A 24,386-nucleotide genomic window follows, 5' to 3' on the forward strand; every position below is an offset into this window, starting at 1 on the left:
GTCGGAAGCGCGCCGTCAGCAATTTGCCGGCGGCGCAGGAGAGCAGAGCCTAAAAGCTCTGCTCGAAGTAGCTTTCCAGAATGACCACGGCTGAGGCCGAATCAACGCTGCCTTTATTCAGCGCGCGGTAGCCGCCGTGTTCAAATAAGCCTGCCCGAGCCTCCACCGTACTCAGACGTTCATCGTGAAGGACGATCGCGACGCCAAAGCGGCCATGAATTTTATTGGCGAAATTCCGCGCGCGCGCCGTCAGCGGTTGCTCGGTGCCGTCCATATTCAGCGGCAGGCCAACGATCACCGCCTCAGGCTGCCACTCTTTGAGCAGTTTTTCGATGACATTCCAGTCCGGTTTACCGTCCTGCGCCTTCAGCGCCGGTAACGGTCGCGCGGTTGCGGTGATGCGTTGCCCCACCGCCACGCCGATGCTTTTGGTGCCGAAATCAAAGCCGAGAAAGGTTCCGCTCATCATGCATGCCCCGCGACGCCTGGCATCGTCACAATGTCGATACCAATCAGTTTCGCCGCCTCGCGCCAGCGATCGGCGATGGGCGTGCGGAAGAGAATATTCTGGTCGGCAGGGGCGGTAAGCCAGGCATTATCTAAAATCTCCTGCTCCAGTTGCCCTTTCTCCCATGAGGAGTAGCCCAGCGCCACCAGTACGTTGCCCGGCTGCCTGTCGGTACCTAAGGTTTCAAGAACATCCCGCGAGGTGGTGACCACTGTGTTATCCGAAATGCGGATACTCGAGGAGAAGTCAGAGGGCGGGGTATGCAGAATAAAACCGCGGTCTTCCGCCAGCGGGCCGCCCAGCATCACCGGTTTATCCAGACGGATCTCCGGATTGCGCGGCTCCGGAACAATCTTGAGCTTCTCAAGGATCCCTTCCACCTGCAGATTTTCCAGCGGCTTATTGATAATAATGCCCATGGCTCCCTCGTCGTTATACTCGCAGATATAGACCACGGAGCGGCGGAAAATCGGGTCCTGAAGCGCAGGCATGGCAATCAGAAAGTGATGCTGTAAATTCATTGTCAGAGGTTCTGTTCCTGGTTCAAAAAGCAACACCCAGTATGCGGGCAAAGTAGAATAGTGTCGATGCACTTTATCTGGCTGGCGCCCGAGTGGCGCTGGCTGGCGGCGTTTCACGAGCGCGGTCAACCGCGCTCGCTGCGCCATGAGCGGACGTTTATCCGCCCTGGTGTTTATTTGGTGATACGTCTTTCGATAGCGTCCATCAGCATGCCGGTGATCGAAATATCCGGGAAGGCGGCTTCAATCTCACGCACGCAGGTGGGGCTGGTGACGTTAATTTCCGTCAGACGGTCGCCGATGATATCCAGGCCGACGAAGATAAGACCTTTGGCTTTCAGCGTCGGGCCGACGCGGCGGGCTATTTCCCAGTCGCTTTCGGTCAACGGGCGAGCTTCGCCACGGCCGCCGGCAGCCAGGTTGCCGCGGGTCTCGCCGCCCTGCGGAATACGCGCCAGGCAGTAAGGCACCGGCTCGCCGTCCACCACCAGCACGCGCTTGTCGCCGTCTTTAATGGCGGGCAGATAGTTCTGCGCCATGCAGTAGCGGCTGCCGAGCTCGGTCAGGGTCTCCGTGATCACGCCAAGGTTCGGATCGCCGGCTTTGACGCGGAAAATCGAGGCACCGCCCATGCCGTCGAGCGGTTTCATGATGATATCGCCGTGTTTTTCCCAGAAGGCCTTCAGCTGGGCTTTATTGCGGGTGACCAGCGTTTCCGGCGTCAGTTCAGAGAACCAGGCGGTGAACAGTTTCTCGTTACAGTCGCGCAGGCTCTGCGGCTTGTTGACGATAAGCGTGCCTTTCTCTTCCGCCCGTTCCAGGATGTAGGTGGCATAAATAAATTCGGTATCGAACGGAGGATCTTTACGCATCAAAATAACGTCAAGATCGGCCAGCGGCAGATCCTGCTCACCGGTGAAGTCATACCATTTATCGTAGTTCTGTTCGACGCTCAGCGTGCGCGTACGGGCGCGGGCTTCGCCGTTGATCAAATAGAGGTCGTTCATCTCCATATAATGGAGTTCATAGCCGCGACGTTGCGCTTCCAGCAACATAGCGAAGCTGGTGTCTTTCTTGATGTTGATGGTTGCGATGGGATCCATCACGATGCCGAGCTTGATCATGGTTCTTCTCCGTTAACGCCTCAACCTAAGTCGCCAAAACGCACCTGCAGGGCGGTGATGGCGGTGAGCGCAGTAGTCTCTGTACGCAGAACGCGCGGTCCCAACAGGATATCAGTAAACTGGTATTGCGCGGTCATCGCTATCTCTTCTGCCGATAGCCCACCTTCCGGACCAATCAGCAAACGGACGCGTTCAACCGGTAGCGGCAGCGTATTAATGCTGGCGCTGGCGCGCGGGTGCAGGTTGAGCTTCAGCCCGCTGTCCTGCTCGGCGCACCACTCTTCCAGCTGCATGGCCGGACGTATTTCCGGTACCACATTACGACCGCTCTGTTCGCAGGCGGCAATAGCGATTTTCTGCCACTGCTGGATCTTCTTCTGCAAACGTTCGGCGTCCAGTTTAACGCCGCAGCGCTCGGAAAACAGTGGCGTTATGAGGCTTACCCCGAGTTCGATCGATTTCTGGATAGTAAATTCCATTTTTTCACCGCGCGACATCACCTGGCCTAAGTGAATATGCAGCGGCGATTCACGATCGTCGGGTTCGCCGCTGAGCACTTCAACCGTGACATTTTTCTTGCCGGCCTCGGTGATGACGGCGTCAAATACCTGGTTACTGCCGTCAAAAAGCTGTAGGTGCTGACCTGCGGTCATGCGCAGGACGCGACCGACGTGGTTGGCCGCGTCATCGCTCAGCGCAATCTGGCTGCCGACAGTGAGGCGTTCTGGATGATGGATGCGAGGAATGCGCATGCTTGATATTCCGTTCGTTGCGCAGATGCCAGCTTCCCGCCACCGGGCGGGAAGCACAGGGCTGCAAATTAACAATTGCCGCTAGTGTAGGTTAGCTCTTTTGCGCCTGGCAAGCCTGCTGGACATACGGATTATGGTTGCCCTGCACTTTCGCGATGCGCTCATCGCGCTCACATTCCCAGGCGGTGACCGGGTACTGTTTATCCCAGGCGGTAAACAATTGAGTTTGCTGGCGGGAAAGATTCAGCTGGTAGCGGTCGCGCATATAGAAGTAGGTGCGGGCGATAGCGCCGCGGGCGCGGGCAGGGGGCTCGGCGACTTTATCTTTAAAATCGACCTTCATGGTGCACTGGCCGTACTGGCCTTCACCGCCGTTCCACTGGCTGTACATAAAGTTGCCGCGATCGCCATTGACTTCCCCTACCGCCGGCTGCAGGTTGTGCATATCGCTTTCCATCTTGCGGTACTCCGGATCTTTGGCGCAGTTTTGCCGCCCGCCTTCCTGCCAGCACTGGCGCTGATGGCCGAACTGCCACGCCGGCACCACGTGTTCCCATTCAACCCGGCTGGCGCGGTTCTCATTTTTACGCACTTTATAGCCGCAAGATTCCAGATCGATAACGCCTTTTTTACCCTGCCAGTCGATTTTACAGCCACAATAAAAGTCGCCCGGAACGTCGGCGTTCACTTTGACGCCAGCGGCCTTGGCCTGGGAAAAACTATTAATACCGGCGGCCGCGAGCGGGCCACTGACTGCCGTGCTCAATACCGCAACGGCTAAAATATGCATACGGGACATCGTTAACTCCGTGTCAAAACGAGCCCGCAACGTAGCGAATGAGGTTGCTGGATGCAATCAGTCAGATCAGAAAGTTTCTAATAAATTCTGATGGTTATTTTTCAGCCACCAGCAGATCGCCGCAGTGAACGCAGCGGTAGGTGGCCTCGCCGCGCACCACCCGGTTATGGCGACGGACGGTGAGCTGATGCTGCTGACAGCGACAGCGGTAGGGGAAGGTGTTCTGGCGGACCGAATCGAGTTCAAAACGGTGGGTGCGACGCGCGGGAACGCCAAGGACGTTCTCCATCATCCATTTCCACTCTTTACCGTGCGGCGCGACGCGGCCAAAGTGCTGCCAGACCAGCAGGTGCGCCAGCTCGTGCGGCACCACTTCATCGATAAACTCCTGCTGATTTTCCAGCAGCAGCACCGGATTTAAACGAATTTCGTTTTTCTCCAGCCAGGCGGTGCCGGCGGAGGTACCGCGCTGCTGGTAGACCAGCGTCGGCTCAGCGTAGCGGCGTTCCAGTTTGAGGTTCGCTTTGGCGAGATGCTCCCGCAGGCTGCGCATCACGGCCTGCTGAATAGCGATGGGAATACGGGGTGTTTTCATAGCGCCAGAGGATAGTGCGACGAGCGGGGGAGAGCAAGAGGAAGCTTCCTCCCGGGAGGGGAGGAAGCTCAGGCGGGTTAGTCGCGGGCGCCGATTTCACGCAGCGGACGACCCTGCATCAGGTTACGTTCAATATGTTCCAGCGAGACGTTTTTGGTTTCCGGAATCAGCCAGATAGTCAGCAGGATAAACAGCACGTTCAGACCGCCGTACACCCAGAAGGTATTGGCGCTGCCCAGCGAGTTGAGCATGGTCAGGAAGGTGGCGCCGACAATCATATTGGCAATCCAGTTGGTCGCTGTGGAGCAGGTGATGCCGAAGTCGCGGCCTTTCAGCGGTTGGATTTCGGAACACAGTACCCAAATCAGCGGACCGGCGCTCATGGCGAAACCGACGATGAACATCAGCAGCATCAGGACGGCGATGTACTGCGCGGTAGAGGAGTGAATGCCGATGTGCATCATGCTACCCAGCACGCCCATGCCCGCGGCCATCACGATAAAGCCGAGGATCAGCGTTGGTTTACGGCCCCAGCGGTCGACCAGACCGATAGCGATAAAGGTGGCCAGCACGTTGGTCAGACCGACGATCACCGTCCCCCACATCTGCTCGGTGGTGTTGGCATAGCCCGCCAGTTCAAAAATCTTCGGTGCGTAGTACATGATGACGTTCATGCCGGTGAACTGCTGCATCACCTGCAGCAGAATACCGAGGAACACCGCGCGGCGGAAGTTACTGTTGTCTTTGAACAGCGACCAGCCGGACTGTTTCACCTTCAGGCTTTCGCGGATTTCGTCGAGCTCACGTTTCGCTTCGGCGCTGGTATCGCGCAGGCGCAGCAGCACGCGTTCGGCATCGACGAAACGACGTTTGGCGGCGAACCAGCGCGGGCTGTCCGGCAGGAAGATAACGCCGATCAGCAGCAATACCGCCGGAATAATGATCACGCCGAGCATCCAGCGCCACGCGCCGCTGTAGCTGAAAGCGGTGTCAGAGAGATAGGCGCCGAGGATCCCGATGGTGATCATCAGCTGGTACATCGAAATCATACTGCCGCGGATTTTCTCTGGCGCGATTTCCGACAGATACAGCGGAGCCGTGTATGAAGCGACGCCCACCGCCAGGCCCAGCAGCACGCGGGAAACCAGCAGGATCTCGACGTTTGGCGCGGCAGCGGAGAACAGAGAGCCGGCGACAAAGAGGATGGCGCCGATCATCAGGCTTTTTTTACGGCCCAGTTTGAAGGAGAGCCAGCCGCTGCCGACCGCACCGACGGCAGCCCCGAACATCATGGAGCTGACCACCCACTCCTGGGTGTGGGCTGAAATCTGGAACTCATTGGCAATAAAGGGTAAGGCACCCGCAATAACACCGATATCAAGGCCGAACAGCAGGCCAGCCAGCGCGGCGAGGAAACAGACGAAGAACGTCATAGTCTTGTTCGAACGCCCTTGTTTTTTGTTGTCAGGCATAACGCCCTCCAGTTGAGTTATTGATTCTGTCGATGGTTAGGGTAGGACACTCGACGGTAAAAAAACGTGATTATAGTCACGGCTGTGTAATCGTTTACACAAAGGTAAAGAAACGTAATCCATTAAATGCTTTTTAAATCAGCAGTATATACAAGGATAGTCGACATTTTGAAAAACGGTAATCAGAGTTGACCGAAACAATATGTAACATTGTGAAAAATACCCGCACGCTATGCCTGTTATGGAAACAAAGGGGCAGTCATCATAATGTAATCGCTTTCATCGCGTTACCGCGTTTCGCTGAAGCGAAGCGCAGGGGGGAGGGAGACGGAAACAAAAAGGCCAGCGCGAGGCTGGCCTTGAAGAGAGGAAGCAGGGGTTATTTCAGACCGGCCGCTTCGCGCAGCAGAGCCGCTTTGTCGGTTTTTTCCCATGGGAAATGCTCGCGACCAAAGTGACCGTAAGCCGCGGTTTCTTTGTAGATCGGGTGCAGCAGGTCCAGCATCTGAATCAGGCCGTACGGACGCAGGTCGAAGAACTCGCGCACCAGCAGGGTCAGCTGTTCAGAAGGCACTTTCTCGGTGCCGAAGGTTTCCACCATGATCGACGTCGGTTCAGCGACGCCGATAGCGTAGGAGACCTGAATTTCACAACGATCGGCCAGGCCCGCGGCAACGATGTTTTTCGCCACATAGCGCGCCGCGTAGGCTGCGGAACGGTCAACTTTAGATGGATCTTTACCGGAGAACGCGCCGCCGCCGTGACGAGCCATGCCGCCGTAGGTATCAACGATGATCTTACGACCGGTCAGACCGCAGTCGCCCATCGGGCCGCCGATAACGAAACGTCCGGTCGGGTTGATGAAGAATTTGGTCGAAGCGTTCAGCCATTCGGTCGGCAGGGTCGGCTTGATGATCTCTTCCATCACCGCTTCCTGCAGGGATTTCTGGTCGATGTCTTCCGCGTGCTGCGTGGACAGAACCACCGCATCGATGCCGACGATTTTGCCGTCGTCATACTGGAAGGTCACCTGGCTTTTCGCATCCGGACGCAGCCACGGCAGGGTGCCGTTTTTACGCACTTCAGCCTGGCGCTGCACCAGACGGTGAGCATAGGTCACCGGCGCCGGCATCAGCACGTCGGTTTCGTTGGTCGCATAGCCAAACATCAAACCCTGGTCGCCTGCGCCCTGTTCCAGCGGGTCGGCACGGTCGACGCCCTGGTTGATGTCCGGAGACTGTTTACCAATGGCGCTCAGAACGGCACACGAGTTGGCGTCAAAGCCCATATCGGAATGCACGTAGCCAATTTCGCGGACGGTGTTGCGGGTGATCTCTTCGATATCAACCCATGCGCTGGTGGTGATTTCGCCGCCTACCAGCACCATGCCGGTTTTGACATAGGTTTCACATGCGACACGCGCTTTCGGATCCTGCTCGAGGATCGCATCCAGCACGGCATCAGAGATTTGGTCAGCAATTTTGTCAGGATGCCCTTCTGATACGGACTCAGACGTAAAAAGGTGTTTTGCCATATTTTATTTCACCTGTGGACGATTCGGATAGCTCATACTGTTGTGTAATGTGGCTTTGGTGGATAATCAGCGCAAAGCCGCGCAGGTAGCGACACGAGCAGTCTGAGTGTTAATCAGTATAGACGGATTAACTTCTGGATGGCTATTTTAGGTCAATTCTTGAGCCCATTTCCAGCCTTTTTTGATGGCGGTCGCATTTATGGGAAAACCCGCCTGGCAAATTTTCCTGACAACCGCGCAAACGCACACATTTTTATTTTGCTTTTTACCCTGCTTCTCGGTATAAAACGCCGCGCGCGGCTCATTAAAAAAGCGCACGGGGCATCGCCCTGTGGTGCCACTTCCAGCCGGGTTAAGCAGTCTGTATTTACAGAATCTCGCAGCGGCGTAGCGCCTGTTGCCCGGTATGTATAGCTTTGGCTTGTCGCCGACCCTGTCGCAGGGCGGTGTGGAGGTGATACCAGATAATGAACCAATGTTTTTCGCTTGATTCGTCGCGTCGTTCTGTCGCGCGTCAGCACTCCGCAACCTGCATCTCTCTCATGCAAACCAGCCGATGTTCACCCCATCTCGGCGCTTCTCAGGATTCCAGGGCCGGTCGGTCGTAAGAAAACTGAACAAGGGCGCTCTTGCCAGGCAAGAGTTTTCTCGTGGTTTCTCCGGACTGTCATACTCTGTTCGGCTACGTGTTATACGATGATATGAATAAGAAACCGGTCGCGCAGTCGCAAAACCAGCAGATAGTGCTGGGCTTTAGGACTGTTCATGGGTTGTTATCGCATCTTTGGACTGCGATAGTAGTTAACTGTCTTACACTTATTATTAAAAATTGAGGTTCGCTATGTCTGACGACATGTCTATGGTTTCGCCTTCGTCAGCAGGCGAACACGGTGTACTACGTTCCATGCAGGAGGTAGCGATGAGCTCCCAGGAAGCCAGCAAGATGCTGCGTACTTATAATATTGCCTGGTGGGGCAATAACTATTATGACGTCAACGAACTGGGCCACATCAGCGTTTGCCCGGATCCGGACGTCCCGGAAGCGCGCGTGGACCTCGCGGAATTAGTCAAAGCCCGCGAGGCGCAAGGGCAACGTTTGCCGGCGCTGTTCTGCTTCCCGCAGATCCTGCAGCACCGCTTGCGCTCGATCAACGCCGCCTTCAAACGCGCGCGTGAATCGTACGGTTATAATGGCGATTACTTCCTTGTCTACCCGATTAAGGTTAACCAGCACCGTCGCGTGATTGAATCGCTGATCCATTCCGGCGAGCCGCTGGGACTGGAAGCCGGTTCGAAAGCCGAACTGATGGCTGTGCTGGCGCACGCCGGGATGACCCGCAGCGTCATCGTCTGTAACGGCTATAAAGACCGCGAATACATCCGTCTGGCCCTGGTGGGCGAGAAGATGGGCCACAAGGTCTATCTGGTCATCGAGAAGATGTCGGAAATCGCCATCGTGCTGGAAGAGGCCGAGCGCCTGAACGTGGTGCCGCGCCTTGGCGTGCGTGCGCGTCTGGCCTCGCAGGGCTCCGGCAAATGGCAATCCTCCGGCGGAGAGAAGTCCAAGTTTGGCCTCGCGGCGACCCAGGTACTACAGCTGGTCGAGATCCTGCGTGCCGCAGGGCACCTTGAGAGCCTGCAACTGCTGCACTTCCACCTCGGTTCGCAGATGGCCAATATTCGCGATATCGCCACCGGCGTGCGTGAATCCGCGCGTTTCTACGTCGAACTGCATAAGCTGGGCGTCAACATTCAGTGCTTTGACGTCGGCGGCGGTCTGGGCGTGGACTATGAAGGGACCCGCTCGCAGTCTGACTGCTCGGTGAACTACGGTCTGAACGAATACGCCAACAACATCATCTGGGCGATCGGCGATGCCTGCGAAGAGAACGGCCTGCCGCACCCGACGGTGATCACCGAATCCGGCCGCGCGGTGACCGCGCACCATACCGTGCTGGTTTCCAACATCATCGGCGTGGAGCGTAACGAATACACTGAGGCGACCCCGCCGGCGGAAGACGCCGCGCGTCCGCTACAGAGCATGTGGGAAACCTGGCTGGAGATGCACGAGACCGGCAACCGCCGCTCGCTGCGCGAATGGCTGCACGACAGCCAGATGGACCTGCACGATATCCATATCGGCTACTCCTCTGGCACCTTCAACCTGCAGGAGCGCGCCTGGGCCGAGCAGCTGTATCTGAACATGTGTCATGAAGTGCAGAAGCAGCTCGACCCGAGCAACCGCGCGCATCGTCCCATCATCGATGAGCTGCAGGAGCGGATGGCGGATAAAATCTACGTCAACTTCTCGCTGTTCCAGTCGATGCCGGATGCCTGGGGGATCGATCAGCTGTTCCCGGTGATGCCGCTGGAAGGGCTGAACAAGTCGCCGGAGCGCCGTGCGGTGCTGCTGGACATCACCTGCGACTCCGATGGCGCCATCGATCACTACGTGGACGGCGACGGGATCGCCACCACCATGCCGATGCCGGAGTACGACCCGGAGAACCCGCCGATGCTGGGCTTCTTTATGGTCGGCGCCTATCAGGAGATCCTTGGCAACATGCATAACCTGTTTGGCGATACCGAGGCGGTGGACGTGTTCGTCTTCCCTGACGGCAGCGTTGAGGTTGAGCTGTCCGACGAGGGCGATACCGTGGCGGATATGCTGCAGTATGTGCAGCTGGATCCGAACACGCTGCTGACCCAGTTCCGCGATCAGGTGAAAAATACCGGCCTGGACGACGCGCTGCAGCAGCAGTTCCTCGAAGAGTTTGAGGCGGGACTGTACGGCTATACTTATCTGGAAGACGAGTAACCATTGATGCCCGGTGGCGTAGCGCTTACCGGGCCTGCGAAGGTAGGCCGGATAAGGCGAAGCCGTCATCCGGCGGAATGCGATACTTACTTGAACCCGTATGCATTACCGGCGATAATTCACGCCAATAAGCGATTTATCTATCAAACCCTTCCTCGTCGGGCCTAACGACGCGGAGGGGTTTTTTTATACTTATTTTTTACGTTCCACGACTGCGAAAAGAGGTCATATCCATGAGCACTTTAGGTCATCAATACGATAACTCCCTGGTATCCAATGCCTTTGGCTTTCTGCGTTTGCCAATGAACTTCATGCCGTATGAAAGCGATGCGGACTGGGTCATCACCGGCGTGCCGTTCGATATGGCGACCTCCGGGCGCGCGGGTGGCCGTCATGGCCCGGCGGCTATCCGTCAGGTTTCCACTAACCTCGCCTGGGAGCACAACCGTTTCCCGTGGAACTTTGACATGCGCGAACGCCTGAACGTGGTGGACTGCGGCGATCTGGTGTACGCCTTCGGCGACGCGCGCGAAATGAGCGAGAAGCTGCAGGCTCACGCCGAGAAGCTGCTGGCGGCGGGCAAGCGCATGCTCTCCTTCGGCGGTGACCACTTTGTTACCCTGCCGCTGCTGCGCGCCCATGCTAAGCACTTCGGTAAAATGGCGCTGGTGCACTTCGATGCCCACACCGACACTTACGCCAACGGCTGCGAGTTCGACCACGGCACCATGTTCTACACCGCGCCGAACGAAGGGCTTATCGATCCGAACCACTCCGTGCAGATTGGTATCCGTACCGAGTTCGACAAAGATAATGGCTTTACGGTGCTGGACGCCGGCCAGGTTAACGACCGCAGCGTTGATGACGTCATTGCCCAGGTGAAGCAGATCGTCGGCGACATGCCGGTGTACCTGACCTTTGATATCGACTGTCTGGATCCGGCGTTTGCGCCAGGCACCGGGACCCCGGTTATCGGCGGATTGACCTCAGACCGGGCGATCAAACTGGTGCGTGGCCTGAAGGATCTGAACATCGTGGGGATGGACGTAGTGGAAGTCGCTCCGGCCTACGATCAGTCCGAAATTACCGCTCTGGCGGCGGCGACTCTCGCTCTGGAAATGCTCTACATCCAGGCGGCGAAGAAGGGCGAATAAGCCGGGTAACCCCGACCCTCTCCCTTCCCGGGAGAGGGTTGCGCGCGGCACAGAGGGGTTATCAAGGCGCCGGGCGAGTGCTCCTGTGCGCCGGGAGAGGGCCGGCGCGCAGGAGAGGGGTCATTATCGCGTCAAAACACGTTAAACGGATATTCGACGTAGAACCGGACTTCATTCCCGCTGACGTTATAGTCGCTGGCGTTGCTGGACACGCGCAGCACCGAATAGCGTAGTCTGAATTTCAAATCTTTCGCCACGCCGTTTTGTACCTGGTATTGAACCTGGTTGAACCATTCGTGTTCTTTGCCGTTGCTGGTCTCTGAAGTTTTAATGTTATCACCGCGCACATAGGCGGTGGTCCAGGTCAGCCCCGGTAATCCCAGCCCGGCAAAATCCAGTCCGTACGATGCCTGCCAGGAGCGTTCATCTTCACCGTTAAAATCAGACCAGTAGGAGTTGGCCAGCCAGATGGTATTCCCGCCATCGCCGACGCCGCCCTGGTTCTGGTAGCCGCCGTAGTGGTAACCGGTGCTGCCGCTGCTTTGCTGATAAGCGACTTTAAAGGTATGAATATCCCAGATGTAGCTGGCGGCCAGGCTCCAGATGCTATTGCTGCGACCGGTGTCATTGGCATCGGCATATTCTTGATCCAGGCGTGAGTTATAGCCGTTGAAATCGAGAACCAGCTGTTGGTTGGCGGCGAACGGCTGCTTATAGTTCAGGCCAAGATACTGTTTGTTCAGCACATCTTCGACGTGTGACGCGTACAGCGCGCCGCTGAGCTGGTCGTTGAACCGGTAGCTGGCGCCGCCGAAGGTCAGGCTTTTCAGGCCACTGTTATGGCTGTCGTCGCTTTTGCGCTGCTGGTCGGTGAGATAACCGGCGTTAATTTCCAGGCCGTCGATTTCGCGCGAGGTGAGCATGGTGCCGGTATAGCTCTCGTACAGCAGGCGTGAATCGTCAGCGTAGACGATGGGCAGCATCGGCCGCTGGCTGCCGTAGCTGAGCACGGTATTCGAAAAGCGCATTTTGCCGGTAGCGCCGAATTTGGCGAGGTCGGATTTCGCGCGGCCGTCGTCATCCTGGGCGAAAAAGTCGATCCCGCCCGCGCCGCTGCGCCCGCGACCGCCGTCAAGGCGCACCGCATACTGGGCGATACCGTCCACGCCAAAGCCGACCGGTCCCTGGGTAAAGCCCGATTCGAAGGTGGCGATAATCCCCTGGCCCCATTCGGCTTTATCCGGCAACCCATCGCGATAATCACGTTTGATATAAGCGTTACGCAAAAAGAGATCCAGATGGCTGTCGTCAATAAAGCCCTGACTGGCGGATTGTTGGCTGGCGAAAGTCGGCGTGGCGGCAATAATGCCAAGTGCGATTAACGATAATTCTTTTTTCACTGAAGGCACTTCTCTGTCTGTCTATATATTCAAGGGAATCACTGCAGTCGCGATATTCTCCTGAAATAATGTCGAAAGCAATCATTGTGTGAGCAATGGTATCGCCAGGAAACAAGCTGTGTGGCGCACGCCGGCTGCGTTTGGCGAAGAGGGGTGGACTATTTATTATCTCGAGGAACGCGGTTCTGAAAGGCGGATTGTGCACGCTGTTTTTTATTTGCCAAATAATATCTTGCTGAGTGACAGCGCTTAAAATAATTGGCTGTGACGAGGTGCAGCAATAATTAACGGTTTGTGCGCTTAAGTTATCAATTCATGCGGCTAAATATTTTTACAAGGATATAAAAAAGGGAGGCGATAATGCCTCCCGCTGTCGATTATTTAATCCCGTCGGCCTTCATGCGATCGCGAATATGCTGGGCGCGCGCTTCGGAGGCCGGGTGATCGTCAAACATCGAGCTCTGACGACCGGCTTCCAGCTTGGCCAGTTTTTCGAAGCTGGTGGCCAGTCCCGACGGATTGATGCCGCGCTTACGCAACAGGTCGTAAGAGTAATCATCGGCTTCCGATTCCTGGCGCTGGGAGAACTGCGAGTTCACCAGTTTTTCGCCTAAATCGCCCAGCTGCGACTGCGACAGGCTGCCGACGATGCCGCCGGCGGAGGCCGCCGCCGCACGCACGGCGTTGGTCCCCAGCGCGACCTGCATGCCTTTCTTCACGTGGCCCAGCGCAACGTGACCCATTTCGTGGCCGATAACCGCTTCAACTTCATTATCGTTCATCAGGTCCATCAGCCCGCTGTAAACGCGGATGCAGCCGTTCGCCATCGCGAAGGCGTTCACATCCTTGGTCTCATAGACCTTGTAGTTCACTGGCTGGCCATTGATGTTATCGCCCAGCGCGGTCGCGATTTTGCTCAAACGCTGGCTGTATTCACTGCTGGCCGGGGCGATTTTCGCTTTGGCGTCCATCTCTTTACAGGCCTGGTCGCTTAAGGTTTTCACCTGCGCGTCGCTGAGGGAGTACGCCTGGAAGGCTTCGGCGCCTGAGCTGAGCAGACCATTGGAGTCCATGTTCTGACATCCGGTGAGGGTTGCTGCGATCCCAAGAGCAAGTACGGTTGAGCGAATTTTCATTTTTTTATCTTCCACAATCTTATGGTTGTTTATCCGACAATACGGCGACGGCAGGGAACCGTATTCTGCGTAAATTATAAAGAGTATCGCAGGATGCGGGCGAGCGGATTCCGGGGTAGCACAACCTGTTCCAGAGATTTCTTAAAGGGCAAAAGGATGCTCCATGTACATGACTTGTCGCTTGGGTTACATTGTTCACACTTTTTTCCGGCGTAGCCCAAAACGCGCTCTCGTCAAGTCGTTAAGGGCATGGCCTTCAACAGTCCGAACTGGAGTCAAAATGTCCTCACGTAAAGAGCTTGCTAACGCTATTCGTGCGCTGAGCATGGACGCTGTACAGAAAGCCAAATCCGGCCACCCGGGGGCCCCGATGGGTATGGCTGACATTGCCGAAGTGCTGTGGCGTGATTTCCTGAACCATAACCCGAACAATCCGGCCTGGGCTGACCGTGACCGTTTTGTGTTGTCAAATGGCCATGGTTCGATGCTGATTTACAGCCTGCTGCACCTCACTGGCTACGATCTGCCGATTGAAGAGCTGAAAAACTTCCGCCAGCTGCACTCCAAAACCCCGGGTCACCCGGAAGTCGGCTACACCGCGGGCGTGGAAACCACCACCGGTCCGCTGGGCCAGGGTATCGCTAACGCGGTCGGGATGGCTATTGCCGAGAAAACTCTGGCGGCGCAGTTCAACCGTCCGGGCCACGATATCGTCGACCACTACACCTACGCCTTCATGGGCGACGGCTGCATGATGGAAGGCATTTCTCACGAAGTGTGCTCCCTGGCCGGGACCCTGAAGCTGGGCAAACTGGTGGCCTTCTATGATGACAACGGCATCTCCATCGACGGCCACGTTGAAGGCTGGTTCACCGACGATACCGCGAAACGCTTTGAAGCCTACGGCTGGCACGTGGTGCGCGGCGTGGACGGTCACGACGCTGACGCCATCAAACGCGCAGTAGAAGAAGCGCGTGCGGTCACCGACAAACCGTCCCTGCTGATGTGCAAAACCATCATTGGTTTTGGTTCGCCGAACAAAGCCGGTACCCACGACTCCCACGGCGCACCGCTGGGCGACGCAGAAATCGCGCTGACCCGCGAAGCGCTGGGCTGGAAACACGCGCCGTTTGACATCCCGTCTGACATCTATGCGCAGTGGGATGCCAAAGAAGCCGGCCAGGCGAAAGAAGCGGCGTGGAATGAGAAGTTTGCTGCCTACGCGAAAGCCTTCCCGCAGGAAGCGGCCGAATTCACCCGTCGTATGAAAGGTGAGATGCCGTCTGACTTCGACGCCAAAGCTAACGAGTTCATCGCGAAGCTGCAGGCTAACCCGGCGAAAATCGCCAGCCGTAAAGCGTCGCAGAATGCTATCGAAGCCTTCGGCCCGCTGCTGCCGGAATTCCTCGGCGGCTCCGCTGACCTGGCGCCGTCCAACCTGACCCTGTGGTCTGGTTCTAAGCCGATCAACGAAGACACCGCGGGTAACTACATTCATTACGGCGTGCGTGAATTCGGTATGACCGCTATCGCCAACGGTATCGCGCTGCACGGCGGTTTCCTGCCGTACACCTCCACCTTCCTGATGTTCGTGGAATACGCGCGTAATGCGGTACGTATGGCCGCGCTGATGAAACAGCGTCAGGTGATGGTCTACACCCACGACTCCATCGGTCTGGGTGAAGACGGCCCGACTCACCAGCCGGTAGAGCAGGTGGCTTCCCTGCGCGTGACGCCGAACATGTCCACCTGGCGTCCGTGTGACCAGGTTGAATCCGCGATTGCGTGGAAATATGGCGTAGAGCGTCAGGACGGCCCGACCGCGCTGATCCTCTCCCGTCAGAACCTGGCGCAGCAGGAGCGTACCGCAGAGCAGCTGGCAAACGTCGCTCGCGGCGGTTACGTGCTGAAAGATTGTGCCGGCCAGCCGGAGCTGATCTTCATCGCCACCGGTTCCGAAGTGGAGCTGGCAGTGGCCGCGTGGGACAAACTGACTGCCGAAGGCGTGAAGGCGCGCGTGGTCTCCATGCCGTCCACCGACGCGTTCGACAAGCAGGATGCCGCTTATCGTGAATCCGTACTGCCGAAAGCCGTTTCTGCCCGCGTCGCGGTAGAAGCCGGTATCGCTGACTACTGGTTCAAATACGTTGGCCTGAACGGCGCTATCGTTGGCATGACCACCTTCGGTGAGTCTGCGCCGGCTGAGCAGCTGTTCGAAGAGTTCGGCTTCACCGTCGACAACGTGGTCGCTAAAGCGAAAGCGCTGCTGTAATGGCTGGTACGGTGCGGGCTGATGCCCTCACCCCAACCCTCTCCTGTGGGAGAGGGTGCAAACACCAAAAACGGTAACCCCTGGGTTACCGTTTTGCTGTTACCTCGCCACCCGGCTTTTTGTATGCACTATTCTTCGAACATGTAACCACCCTGTGAATTATTCCAAAAGAAATGTGACACAAGTCATATAGCTGGTTTATTGCGCTGGACAAACATTCCTTTTATTCCTTGTTTCGCTTATTCTAGCTGAAGCGTTTCAGTCGTTTAAATGTTCGACAATTAATCAATCAGTCGCAGTTTGCAGCTGGTAAGGTTCCCCTCAGAGCGTTGCTGGATTACTCTGTCAGCCACCTCAAAAAAGGGTCAGCCTTGCAGGAGATCTATGACCATTCGCATCGCGATTAATGGCTTCGGTCGTATTGGACGCAACGTGGTTCGTGCGCTATATGAGTCCGGGCGTCGTGCGGAAATCACCGTGGTGGCAATCAATGAGCTGGCGGATGCGGCAGGGATCGCGCATTTGTTGAAATATGATACCAGCCATGGCCGCTTCGCCTGGGATGTCCGTCAGGAGCGCGAACAGCTGTTTGTTGGCGATGATGCCATCCGCCTGCTACACGAGCCGACCATTGCGGCGCTGCCGTGGCGCGAGCTGGCGGTAGACGTGGTGCTCGACTGCACCGGCGTATACGGGAGTCGTGAACACGGCGAAGCCCATCTGCAGGCTGGCGCGAAGAAAGTGCTCTTCTCCCATCCTGGCGGCAACGATCTCGACGCGACGGTGGTCTATGGCGTCAATCAGGATGAGCTCCGCGCCGAGCACCGCATTGTCTCCAACGCCTCCTGCACCACCAACTGCATTATTCCGATCATTAAACTGTTAGATGATGCCTATGGCATTGAGTCCGGCACCGTCACCACCATTCATTCGGCGATGCATGACCAGCAGGTGATTGACGCCTACCATCCGGATCTGCGGCGTACCCGCGCGGCCAGCCAGTCGATCATTCCGGTGGATACCAAACTGGCGGCAGGGATCACCCGTATTTTCCCGCAGTTTAATGACCGTTTTGAAGCGATTGCCGTGCGGGTGCCGACGATAAACGTGACGGCAATTGACCTGAGCGTGACGGTGAAAAAACCGGTAAAAGCATGTGAAGTCAACCAGTTGCTGCAAAAAGCAGCACAAGGTGCATTTCATGGTATAGTTGACTATACGGAATTACCGTTGGTCTCGACAGATTTTAACCACGATCCGCACAGTGCTATTGTTGATGGCACGCAAACCCGGGTCAGTGGCGCGCATCTGATCAAAACGCTGGTCTGGTGCGATAACGAATGGGGCTTTGCTAACCGAATGCTCGACACGACGTTAGCGATGGCGGCTATTGGTTTCAGGTTCGACGCATAAACGTCGACAAAACTTTATGAATCAACGAGAGGATTCACCATGTCTGTAATTAAGATGACCGATCTGGATCTGGCTGGTAAACGCGTTTTTATCCGTGCGGATCTGAACGTACCAGTTAAAGACGGGAAAGTAACCAGCGACGCACGTATCCGTGCATCTCTGCCGACCATTGAACTGGCGCTGAAGCAGGGCGCGAAAGTCATGGTTACTTCTCACCTGGGTCGTCCGACCGAAGGCGAGTACAACGAAGAATTCTCTCTGCTGCCGGTTGTTAATTACCTGAAAGACAAACTGTCCAACCCGGTACGTCTGGTTAAAGACTACCTGGATGGCGTGGAAGTGGCTGCCGGTGAGCTGGTGGTTCTGGAAAACGTTCGCTTCAACAAAGGCGAGAAAAAAGACGACGAAGCGCTGTCCAAAAAATACGCCGCGCTGTGCGACGTGTTCGTGATGGATGCTTTCGGTACTGCGCACCGCGCGCAGGCTTCCACCCACGGCATCGGCAAATTTGCTGACGTGGCGTGCGCAGGCCCGCTGCTGGCCGCTGAACTGGACGCGCTGGGTAAAGCGCTGAAAGAGCCGGCTCGTCCGATGGTCGCTATCGTGGGTGGTTCTAAAGTGTCCACCAAACTGACCGTGCTGGATTCCCTGTCTAAAATCGCTGACCAGCTGATCGTCGGCGGCGGTATCGCCAACACCTTCGTTGCTGCCCAGGGCCACAACGTTGGTAAATCCCTGTACGAAGCAGACCTGGTTGATGAAGCTAAGCGCCTGCTGAGCACCTGTGATATCCCGGTTCCGACGGACGTTCGCGTGGCGACCGAGTTCTCCGAAACCGCAACGGCAACCCTGAAATCTGTTAACGACATCAAAGATGACGAGCAGATTCTGGACCTTGGCGACGTTTCCGCACAGAAACTGGCCGACATCCTGAAAAACGCCAAAACCATCCTGTGGAACGGCCCGGTTGGCGTATTCGAATTCCCGAACTTCCGTAAAGGGACTGAAATCGTGGCTAACGCTATCGCGGACAGCGAAGGTTTCTCCATCGCCGGCGGCGGTGACACCCTGGCAGCGATCGACCTGTTCGGCATCGCTGACAAAATCTCCTACATCTCCACTGGCGGCGGCGCATTCCTTGAATTCGTCGAAGGCAAAGTCCTGCCGGCAGTAGCGATGCTCGAAGAGCGCGCTAAGCAGTAATTCAGTTCAGGCGGGGAAACCCGCCTGTTTTTCAGCGCGCTTAAGGGCTCGCGAACCTTCTTCAACGGTCGAAGATACAGATACAGGACTAAGTAACATGTCTAAAATTTTTGATTTCGTAAAACCGGGCGTCATCACTGGCGACGACGTTCAGAAAGTGTTCCAGGTAGCGAAAGAAAACAACTTTGCACTGCCGGCGGTAAACTGCGTAGGTACTGACTCCATCAACGCCGTTCTGGAAGCTGCTGCGAAAGTTCGCTCTCCGGTTATCGTTCAGTTCTCTAACGGCGGCGCCGCGTTCATCGCAGGTAAAGGCGTGAAAACTGACGTTCCTCAGGGTGCTGCTATCCTCGGCGCTATCTCTGGCGCGCACCACGTGCACCAGATGGCTGAGCACTACGGCGTGCCGGTTATCCTGCACACTGACCACTGCGCGAAGAAACTGCTGCCGTGGATCGACGGTCTGCTGGACGCCGGTGAAAAACACTTCGCTGCTACCGGTAAACCGCTGTTCTCTTCTCACATGATCGACCTGTCTGAAGAGTCCCTGCACGAAAACATCGAAATCTGCTCTAAATACCTGGCGCGCATGGCCAAAATGGACATGACCCTGGAAATCGAACTGGGTTGCACCGGTGGTGAAGAAGACGGCGTGGACAACAGCCACATGGACGCTTCCGCCCTGTACACTCAGCCGGAAGATGTGGATTACGCCTACACCGAGCTGAGCAAAATCAGCCCGCGCTTCACCATTGCCGCTTCCTTCGGTAACGTACACGGCGTGTACAAACCGGGTAACGTGGTTCTGACTCCGACCATCCTGCGCGACTCTCAGGAATATGTTTCCAAGAAACACAACCTGCCGCACAACAGCCTGAACTTCGTCTTCCACGGCGGTTCCGGTTCTTCCGCTCAGGAAATCAAAGACTCCGTCAGCTACGGCGTAGTGAAAATGAACATCGATACCGACACCCAATGGGCGACCTGGGACGGTATCCTGCAGTACTACAAAACTAACGAAGCTTACCTGCAGGGCCAGCTGGGCAACCCGAAAGGCGAAGACCAGCCGAACAAGAAATACTACGATCCGCGCGTATGGCTGCGTGCTGCACAGACTTCCATGGTGACCCGTCTGGAGCAGGCATTTAAAGAGCTGAACGCGATCGACGTTCTGTAAGAAAAATCTGTTTCTTACCCTGAAGCCCGCAGCAATGCGGGCTTTTTTATTACTTTAACAACAGGATAGCGTGCAGGAAAACTGTGATCCATTTGGCAAAACGTGCACTTATTGTTTACCCTATAACCTGACTGCCCTGTTGCAGGCTGAGTTATTTACTTCCCCGTTCGGGGATTCATAAGGAATGTTAAATGGAAGATTTGAACGTTGTCGATAGCATCAACAACGCCGGGACGTGGCTGGCACGCAACCAGGAGCTGCTGCTGAGCTATGCCGTCAACATCGTGGCGGCGATCGTTATCCTGGTCATCGGGATGATCGTGGCGCGCATCGTCTCTAACACCGTCAACCGCCTGATGCTGGCGCGTAAGATTGATGCCACCGTTGCTGATTTTCTCTCGGCGCTGGTGCGTTACGCGGTTATCGCCTTCACCCTGATTGCCGCCCTGGGCCGGGTAGGCGTGCAGACCGCCTCGGTCATTGCTGTGCTGGGTGCCGCCGGTTTGGCGGTGGGTTTAGCACTGCAGGGATCGCTGTCGAACCTTGCCGCAGGCGTACTACTGGTGATGTTCCGCCCGTTCCGCGCGGGTGAATATGTCGATCTCGGCGGTATCGCCGGCACCGTGCAGAACGTGCAGATTTTCTCCACCACCCTGCGTACCGCAGATGGCAAAATCGTGGTGGTGCCGAATGGCAAAATCATCGCCGGCAACATCATTAACTTCTCCCGCGAACCGGCGCGCCGCAATGAGTTTATCATTGGTGTATCCTACGATGCTGATATCGACAAGGTGAAGCAGCTGCTGACCTCGATTATCGAATCTGACGATCGTATTCTGCGCGATCGCGAAATGACCGTACGCCTGAACGAACTTGGCGCCTCATCGGTGAACTTCGTGGTTCGCGTGTGGAGCAAAAGCAGCGATCTGCAAAACGTCTACTGGGACGTGCTGGAGCGTATTAAGCGTGATTTCGACGCTAACGGCATCAGTTTCCCGTATCCGCAGATGGATGTTCATGTGGTACAACTGCCGGAAAAAGCAGAGTAAATCATCACTGACAGAGTCAGGCCGGCCATGCCGGCCTTTTTTAATGGCTCACTATTAGCTTAGCTTATTAATGATTAATACTTTCAATTTCCGCTAATAATCCATTCGCGTTATAGTCAGCGCCACTCTCGAACACAGCGGAAAAATCCTTATGTTTACCTATTACTTTCAGGGTCTTGCCCTGGGAGCGGCAATGATTTTGCCGCTTGGCCCGCAAAATGCTTTTGTGATGAATCAGGGGATCCGTCGTCAGTATCACCTGATGATTGCCCTGCTGTGCGCGGTCAGCGACTTGCTGTTGATCTGCGCCGGTATTTTTGGCGGTAGCGCGCTGCTGATGCAATCCCCATGGCTGCTGGCGATAGTGACCTGGGGCGGCGTGGCCTTTTTGTTGTGGTATGGCTTCGGCGCACTGAAAACGGCGTTCAGTCAGAATCTTGAGCTCGCCAGCGCCGAGGTGATGCAGCAGGGGCGCTGGAAAATCATTATAACTATGCTGGCGGTCACCTGGCTGAACCCGCATGTTTACCTGGATACCTTTGTGGTGCTGGGCAGCCTGGGAGGGCAGCTGGCGGTGGAGCCGAAGCGCTGGTTTGCGCTGGGGACCATTAGCGCCTCTTTCCTGTGGTTCTTTGGCCTGGCGCTGTTAGCCGCCTGGCTGGCGCCGCGGCTGCGTACCGCCAAAGCCCAGCGGATCATCAATATTGTGGTCGGCGCCGTCATGTGGTTTATTGCATTTCAGCTGGCAAAAGAGGGCGTCGGCCATATCCTGGCGTTGCTCAACTAAGCGTTGTCCGATGGACTTTCCTGCTGTACGCGCTAAGCTTGCTGGCATGCGTCCCGTAAGGGCGATTTAAGTAACATGGAGAAACGACAGTGAAGTTAAAAGTCTTAGCCCTGGCGGCAGCACTCGGATTTAGCACAATGGCGGCACAGGCAAACGAATTGCCAGACGGTCCGCACATTGTGACTTCAGGCACAGCAAGCGTTGCCGCGGTTCCGGATATTGCCACCCTGGCGATCGAAGTGAACGTCGCGGCGAAAGATGCCGCATCGGCGAAAAAGCAGGCAGACGATCGCGTCGCGCAGTATCTCTCTTTCCTTGAAAAGAGTGGTATCGCGAAAAAAGACATTAGCTCTGCGAATCTGCGTACCCAGCCTGATTATGACTATCAGAACGGGAAAAGCATTCTCAAAGGCTATCGGGCGGTGCGCACCGTGGAAGTGACGTTGCGCCAGCTGGATAAACTTAACGGCCTGCTGGACGGCGCGCTGAAGGCGGGACTGAACGAAATCCGCTCCGTTTCGCTGGGCGTTGCGCAACCGGATGCCTACAAGGATAAGGCGCGTAAAGCGGCGATCGATGACGCGGTGCATCAGGCACAGGAGCTGGCGGCTGGCTTCCAGAGCAAGCTGGGGCCGGTCTACAGCGTGCGCTACCACGTCTCCAACTATCAGCCGAGCCCGATGGTGCGTATGATGAAGGCCGCTGACGCTGCGCCGGTTTCAGCCCAGGAAACCTACGAGCAGGCGACTATCCAGTTTGACGACCAGGTTGACGTGGTCTTTGAGCTGCAGCCAGCTCAGGCCGCCGCGCCAGCCGCGCCGGCGAAACCGGCGGAAGAGCCGAAACCAGCGCAGTAAGCGATAGAAACAAAAAAGCCACTTCCGGGAAGTGGCTTTTTTTATGCCGGGGATTTAATCCTGACGCAGCACTTTGTGGCCGTAATCAATAAGCGCATCGGTCACCCGGCGCATCATGCGGCTTTCCGGCGCAAAGCGGTGCCAGTACAGCATACGACGCTGGAACAGACCGGGCGTGAGGTCAATAAGCTCGCCGCTTTTCAGCTCTTTTTCGATTTGCAGATGCGGGATCATACAGCAGGTAGTGCCCTGGCGCGCCAGCTGCACGAAGGCTTCTGATGAGTTAACGATGTGGCAGGGGACGCTACCCGGCGGCAGGTCGAAGTTTTGCTGCAGGAACGCCTGATGCATATCGTCCAGATGATCAAAGGCGACGACCGGCGCTTTCAGCAGCGCAGAACGCGTCACGCCGTTCGGGAAATAGCGTTGCGCAAACTCTTTTGAGGCGACAAACAGGTAATCGAGCGCGCCGAGCTGATCCACCAGACAGCTTGGCAGCGCCTGCGGCTGGATACTCACTGCGCCCACCACTTCCCCACGGCGCAAGCGCTCCTGGGTGCGGGTTTCATCTTCCACCTGCAGGTTAAGACGAATAGGGGAGTCTGACAGAACATTGGCCAGCGCCGGCAGCAGCCAGGTGGCCAGACTGTCGGCGTTCACCGCCAGCGACAACAGCAGCGGCGTGGAGCCGGTCTGCTCGTCGCCCAGCCACTCTTCTTCCAGCAGTTCAACCTGGCGTAACAGGGCCAGCAGCTTTTGCCCCTGCTCGGTGGGGCGTGGCGGCACGGTGCGCACCAGCAGCGGTTGACCGAACATATTTTCCAGCTGCTTAATACGCTGTGAGACGGCGGACTGGGTAATACATAGCTTCTGCGCGGCGCGCTCAAATCCTCGTTCCCTAATCACCGCATCCAGCGCTTGTAGTGTCCTGTAGTCCGGTCGTTTCATTATTCTGGCGTGCCCCCATAACTAATCGTTATCTCGCACTATGACATAAATTTTTATTTGATACAGACGAAATTGGTCTGCTCAGTTGTGTGATCTGCATCGCAGGGACATTTCCACTGTCGATGTTCTATAATGCGCCACAGGCATTCACATCTCGGACCATAATTATGACGCAGGATGAACTGAAAAAAGCAGTAGGTTGGGCGGCGCTGCAATACGTACAGCCAGGGACCATTGTCGGCGTAGGCACCGGCTCGACGGCGGCCCATTTTATTGACGCGCTGGGCACGATGAAGGGGCAGATTGAAGGCGCGGTCTCCAGCTCCGATGCCTCTACCGAAAAGCTCAAAAGCCTCGGGATCCCCGTCTTCGATCTCAACAGTGTCGATCGCCTGGGGATCTATGTTGATGGCGCGGATGAGATCAACGGCCATATGCAAATGATCAAAGGCGGCGGCGCGGCGCTGACCCGTGAGAAGATTATCGCTTCGGTCGCCGATAAATTTATCTGCATCGCCGATGCCTCCAAGCAGGTTGATATTCTCGGCGCATTCCCGCTGCCGGTTGAAGTCATTCCGATGGCGCGCAGCGCCGTCGCGCGTCAACTGGTCAAGCTGGGCGGTCGTCCGGAGTACCGTCAGGGCGTGGTGACCGATAACGGCAACGTCATCCTGGACGTGCATGGCCTGGAAATTCTTGATGCTGTCGCGCTGGAGAATGCCATCAACGGCATCCCTGGCGTCGTGACCGTAGGGCTGTTCGCCAACCGCGGGGCCGACGTGGCACTGATCGGTACGGCCGATGGCGTGAAAACCATCGTAAAATAGTCTGTCCGCAGGGAGCCAGTCGGCTCCCTCGCAAATATTT

The 24,386-nt window shown here is 56.5% G+C and carries 24 protein-coding genes; 13 read left to right on the top strand and 11 right to left on the bottom strand.

All coding sequences use genetic code 11. The annotated features are described in order from the left end of the window. Window positions 1-49: 49 nt before the first annotated feature. From ruvX to metK, 8 genes are all read right to left on the bottom strand, one after another. The gene (gene ruvX, locus SP68_RS03710) at window positions 50-466 is read right to left on the bottom strand and encodes a Holliday junction resolvase RuvX (RefSeq protein ID WP_012540565.1); all 417 of its coding nucleotides are present in this window, start codon (window positions 464-466) and stop codon (window positions 50-52) included. Beyond that, entirely contained in the window at window positions 466-1,029 is a 564-nt protein-coding gene (locus SP68_RS03715; protein ID WP_012540566.1) for a YqgE/AlgH family protein, read from the bottom strand. Before SP68_RS03715 ends, ruvX begins: the two co-directional genes overlap by 1 nt. Window positions 1,030-1,202: 173 nt before the next feature. Continuing rightward, entirely contained in the window at window positions 1,203-2,153 is a 951-nt protein-coding gene (gshB, locus tag SP68_RS03720; protein ID WP_008806462.1) for a glutathione synthase, read from the bottom strand. Between the two features lie 20 nt (window positions 2,154-2,173). Beyond that, the gene (gene rsmE / locus SP68_RS03725; protein WP_023323263.1) at window positions 2,174-2,905 is read right to left on the bottom strand and encodes a 16S rRNA (uracil(1498)-N(3))-methyltransferase; all 732 of its coding nucleotides are present in this window, start codon (window positions 2,903-2,905) and stop codon (window positions 2,174-2,176) included. A 91-nt stretch (window positions 2,906-2,996) separates the two neighbouring features. Continuing rightward, entirely contained in the window at window positions 2,997-3,704 is a 708-nt protein-coding gene (gene endA / locus SP68_RS03730; RefSeq protein WP_008806460.1) for a deoxyribonuclease I, read from the bottom strand. Between the two features lie 94 nt (window positions 3,705-3,798). After that, entirely contained in the window at window positions 3,799-4,299 is a 501-nt protein-coding gene (locus SP68_RS03735; RefSeq protein ID WP_008806459.1) for a SprT family zinc-dependent metalloprotease, read from the bottom strand. Between the two features lie 77 nt (window positions 4,300-4,376). Beyond that, window positions 4,377-5,771: a sugar porter family MFS transporter gene (locus SP68_RS03740; RefSeq protein ID WP_008806458.1), complete on the bottom strand. Its 1,395-nt coding sequence runs from the start codon at window positions 5,769-5,771 to the stop codon at window positions 4,377-4,379. A gap of 379 nt (window positions 5,772-6,150) precedes the next feature. Next, window positions 6,151-7,305 carry a methionine adenosyltransferase gene (metK, locus tag SP68_RS03745; protein ID WP_008806457.1) on the bottom strand — a complete coding sequence of 385 codons (1,155 nt, stop codon included), beginning with the start codon at window positions 7,303-7,305 and terminating at the stop codon, window positions 6,151-6,153. A gap of 138 nt (window positions 7,306-7,443) precedes the next feature. Between metK and SP68_RS28795 the strand changes: the two genes are divergently transcribed. The 5 genes from SP68_RS28795 (at window position 7,444) to speB (ending at window position 11,277) form a co-directional block, all read left to right on the top strand. Beyond that, window positions 7,444-7,719: a hypothetical protein gene (locus tag SP68_RS28795; protein WP_136047534.1), complete on the top strand. Its 276-nt coding sequence runs from the start codon at window positions 7,444-7,446 to the stop codon at window positions 7,717-7,719. Between the two features lie 53 nt (window positions 7,720-7,772). Continuing rightward, window positions 7,773-7,913, top strand: a complete 141-nt coding sequence (locus SP68_RS29035; RefSeq protein WP_418268518.1) for a hypothetical protein — start codon at window positions 7,773-7,775, stop codon at window positions 7,911-7,913. A gap of 93 nt (window positions 7,914-8,006) precedes the next feature. Then, window positions 8,007-8,138, top strand: a complete 132-nt coding sequence (gene yqgB, locus SP68_RS26020) for an acid stress response protein YqgB (protein WP_002916578.1) — start codon at window positions 8,007-8,009, stop codon at window positions 8,136-8,138. Between the two features lie 8 nt (window positions 8,139-8,146). Further along, a complete protein-coding gene (speA, locus tag SP68_RS03750) occupies window positions 8,147-10,123 on the top strand; it encodes a biosynthetic arginine decarboxylase (RefSeq protein WP_008806456.1) in 1,977 nt (658 codons plus the stop codon). A gap of 233 nt (window positions 10,124-10,356) precedes the next feature. Continuing rightward, window positions 10,357-11,277: an agmatinase gene (gene speB / locus SP68_RS03755; protein ID WP_002916572.1), complete on the top strand. Its 921-nt coding sequence runs from the start codon at window positions 10,357-10,359 to the stop codon at window positions 11,275-11,277. A 131-nt stretch (window positions 11,278-11,408) separates the two neighbouring features. Here the strand turns inward: speB and SP68_RS03760 are convergent, their stop codons facing one another. Next, entirely contained in the window at window positions 11,409-12,677 is a 1,269-nt protein-coding gene (locus SP68_RS03760; RefSeq protein WP_008806455.1) for an OprD family outer membrane porin, read from the bottom strand. Window positions 12,678-13,054: 377 nt separating this feature from the next. Next, window positions 13,055-13,813 carry a metalloprotease LoiP gene (loiP, locus tag SP68_RS03765; RefSeq protein WP_012540572.1) on the bottom strand — a complete coding sequence of 253 codons (759 nt, stop codon included), beginning with the start codon at window positions 13,811-13,813 and terminating at the stop codon, window positions 13,055-13,057. Window positions 13,814-14,093: 280 nt separating this feature from the next. On the opposite strand from loiP, the gene tkt reads away from it, so the two are divergent. From tkt to SP68_RS03800, 7 genes are all read left to right on the top strand, one after another. After that, window positions 14,094-16,085, top strand: a complete 1,992-nt coding sequence (gene tkt / locus SP68_RS03770; protein ID WP_012540573.1) for a transketolase — start codon at window positions 14,094-14,096, stop codon at window positions 16,083-16,085. 384 nt (window positions 16,086-16,469) lie between these two features. Then, window positions 16,470-17,498: an erythrose-4-phosphate dehydrogenase gene (epd, locus tag SP68_RS03775; RefSeq protein WP_004205289.1), complete on the top strand. Its 1,029-nt coding sequence runs from the start codon at window positions 16,470-16,472 to the stop codon at window positions 17,496-17,498. 39 nt (window positions 17,499-17,537) lie between these two features. Beyond that, the gene (pgk, locus tag SP68_RS03780) at window positions 17,538-18,701 is read left to right on the top strand and encodes a phosphoglycerate kinase (protein ID WP_008806453.1); all 1,164 of its coding nucleotides are present in this window, start codon (window positions 17,538-17,540) and stop codon (window positions 18,699-18,701) included. 97 nt (window positions 18,702-18,798) lie between these two features. Beyond that, window positions 18,799-19,878, top strand: a complete 1,080-nt coding sequence (gene fbaA, locus SP68_RS03785) for a class II fructose-bisphosphate aldolase (RefSeq protein ID WP_008806452.1) — start codon at window positions 18,799-18,801, stop codon at window positions 19,876-19,878. Window positions 19,879-20,069: 191 nt separating this feature from the next. Continuing rightward, window positions 20,070-20,927, top strand: a complete 858-nt coding sequence (locus tag SP68_RS03790) for a small-conductance mechanosensitive channel MscS (protein WP_012967232.1) — start codon at window positions 20,070-20,072, stop codon at window positions 20,925-20,927. 151 nt (window positions 20,928-21,078) lie between these two features. Next, window positions 21,079-21,714 (top strand): arginine exporter ArgO, encoded by a 636-nt coding sequence (gene argO, locus SP68_RS03795; protein ID WP_008806450.1) that lies wholly within the window; start codon window positions 21,079-21,081, stop codon window positions 21,712-21,714. A gap of 89 nt (window positions 21,715-21,803) precedes the next feature. Then, window positions 21,804-22,571, top strand: a complete 768-nt coding sequence (locus tag SP68_RS03800) for an oxidative stress defense protein (protein WP_040968868.1) — start codon at window positions 21,804-21,806, stop codon at window positions 22,569-22,571. A 54-nt stretch (window positions 22,572-22,625) separates the two neighbouring features. Here SP68_RS03800 and argP read toward each other — a convergent pair whose 3' ends face one another. Continuing rightward, window positions 22,626-23,519 (bottom strand): DNA-binding transcriptional regulator ArgP, encoded by an 894-nt coding sequence (argP, locus tag SP68_RS03805; RefSeq protein ID WP_008806448.1) that lies wholly within the window; start codon window positions 23,517-23,519, stop codon window positions 22,626-22,628. Window positions 23,520-23,686: 167 nt separating this feature from the next. On the opposite strand from argP, the gene rpiA reads away from it, so the two are divergent. Next, window positions 23,687-24,346, top strand: a complete 660-nt coding sequence (gene rpiA, locus SP68_RS03810; RefSeq protein WP_008806447.1) for a ribose-5-phosphate isomerase RpiA — start codon at window positions 23,687-23,689, stop codon at window positions 24,344-24,346. Window positions 24,347-24,386: the final 40 nt, after the last annotated feature.

Origin of the sequence: Klebsiella variicola (assembly GCF_000828055.2) — a bacterium.
Classification (GTDB): Bacteria; Pseudomonadota; Gammaproteobacteria; order Enterobacterales; family Enterobacteriaceae; genus Klebsiella; species Klebsiella variicola.

Excerpts from the sequence above, each read along its gene's own strand:
- yqgB (WP_002916578.1), top strand. The coding sequence starts at position 8,007 with ATGAATAAGAAACCGGTCGCGCAGTCGCAAAACCAGCAGATAGTGCTG.
- speB (WP_002916572.1), top strand. The coding sequence starts at position 10,357 with ATGAGCACTTTAGGTCATCAATACGATAACTCCCTGGTATCCAATGCC.
- argO (WP_008806450.1), top strand. The coding sequence starts at position 21,079 with ATGTTTACCTATTACTTTCAGGGTCTTGCCCTGGGAGCGGCAATGATT.
- tkt (WP_012540573.1), top strand. The coding sequence starts at position 14,094 with ATGTCCTCACGTAAAGAGCTTGCTAACGCTATTCGTGCGCTGAGCATG.
- rsmE (WP_023323263.1), bottom strand. The coding sequence starts at position 2,905 with ATGCGCATTCCTCGCATCCATCATCCAGAACGCCTCACTGTCGGCAGC.
- SP68_RS03715 (WP_012540566.1), bottom strand. The coding sequence starts at position 1,029 with ATGAATTTACAGCATCACTTTCTGATTGCCATGCCTGCGCTTCAGGAC.
- SP68_RS03735 (WP_008806459.1), bottom strand. The coding sequence starts at position 4,299 with ATGAAAACACCCCGTATTCCCATCGCTATTCAGCAGGCCGTGATGCGC.
- gshB (WP_008806462.1), bottom strand. The coding sequence starts at position 2,153 with ATGATCAAGCTCGGCATCGTGATGGATCCCATCGCAACCATCAACATC.
- loiP (WP_012540572.1), bottom strand. The coding sequence starts at position 13,813 with ATGAAAATTCGCTCAACCGTACTTGCTCTTGGGATCGCAGCAACCCTC.
- pgk (WP_008806453.1), top strand. The coding sequence starts at position 17,538 with ATGTCTGTAATTAAGATGACCGATCTGGATCTGGCTGGTAAACGCGTT.
- SP68_RS29035 (WP_418268518.1), top strand. The coding sequence starts at position 7,773 with ATGAACCAATGTTTTTCGCTTGATTCGTCGCGTCGTTCTGTCGCGCGT.
- fbaA (WP_008806452.1), top strand. The coding sequence starts at position 18,799 with ATGTCTAAAATTTTTGATTTCGTAAAACCGGGCGTCATCACTGGCGAC.
- metK (WP_008806457.1), bottom strand. The coding sequence starts at position 7,305 with ATGGCAAAACACCTTTTTACGTCTGAGTCCGTATCAGAAGGGCATCCT.
- SP68_RS03790 (WP_012967232.1), top strand. The coding sequence starts at position 20,070 with ATGGAAGATTTGAACGTTGTCGATAGCATCAACAACGCCGGGACGTGG.
- ruvX (WP_012540565.1), bottom strand. The coding sequence starts at position 466 with ATGAGCGGAACCTTTCTCGGCTTTGATTTCGGCACCAAAAGCATCGGC.
- epd (WP_004205289.1), top strand. The coding sequence starts at position 16,470 with ATGACCATTCGCATCGCGATTAATGGCTTCGGTCGTATTGGACGCAAC.
- argP (WP_008806448.1), bottom strand. The coding sequence starts at position 23,519 with ATGAAACGACCGGACTACAGGACACTACAAGCGCTGGATGCGGTGATT.
- rpiA (WP_008806447.1), top strand. The coding sequence starts at position 23,687 with ATGACGCAGGATGAACTGAAAAAAGCAGTAGGTTGGGCGGCGCTGCAA.
- endA (WP_008806460.1), bottom strand. The coding sequence starts at position 3,704 with ATGTCCCGTATGCATATTTTAGCCGTTGCGGTATTGAGCACGGCAGTC.
- SP68_RS28795 (WP_136047534.1), top strand. The coding sequence starts at position 7,444 with ATGGCTATTTTAGGTCAATTCTTGAGCCCATTTCCAGCCTTTTTTGAT.
- speA (WP_008806456.1), top strand. The coding sequence starts at position 8,147 with ATGTCTGACGACATGTCTATGGTTTCGCCTTCGTCAGCAGGCGAACAC.
- SP68_RS03740 (WP_008806458.1), bottom strand. The coding sequence starts at position 5,771 with ATGCCTGACAACAAAAAACAAGGGCGTTCGAACAAGACTATGACGTTC.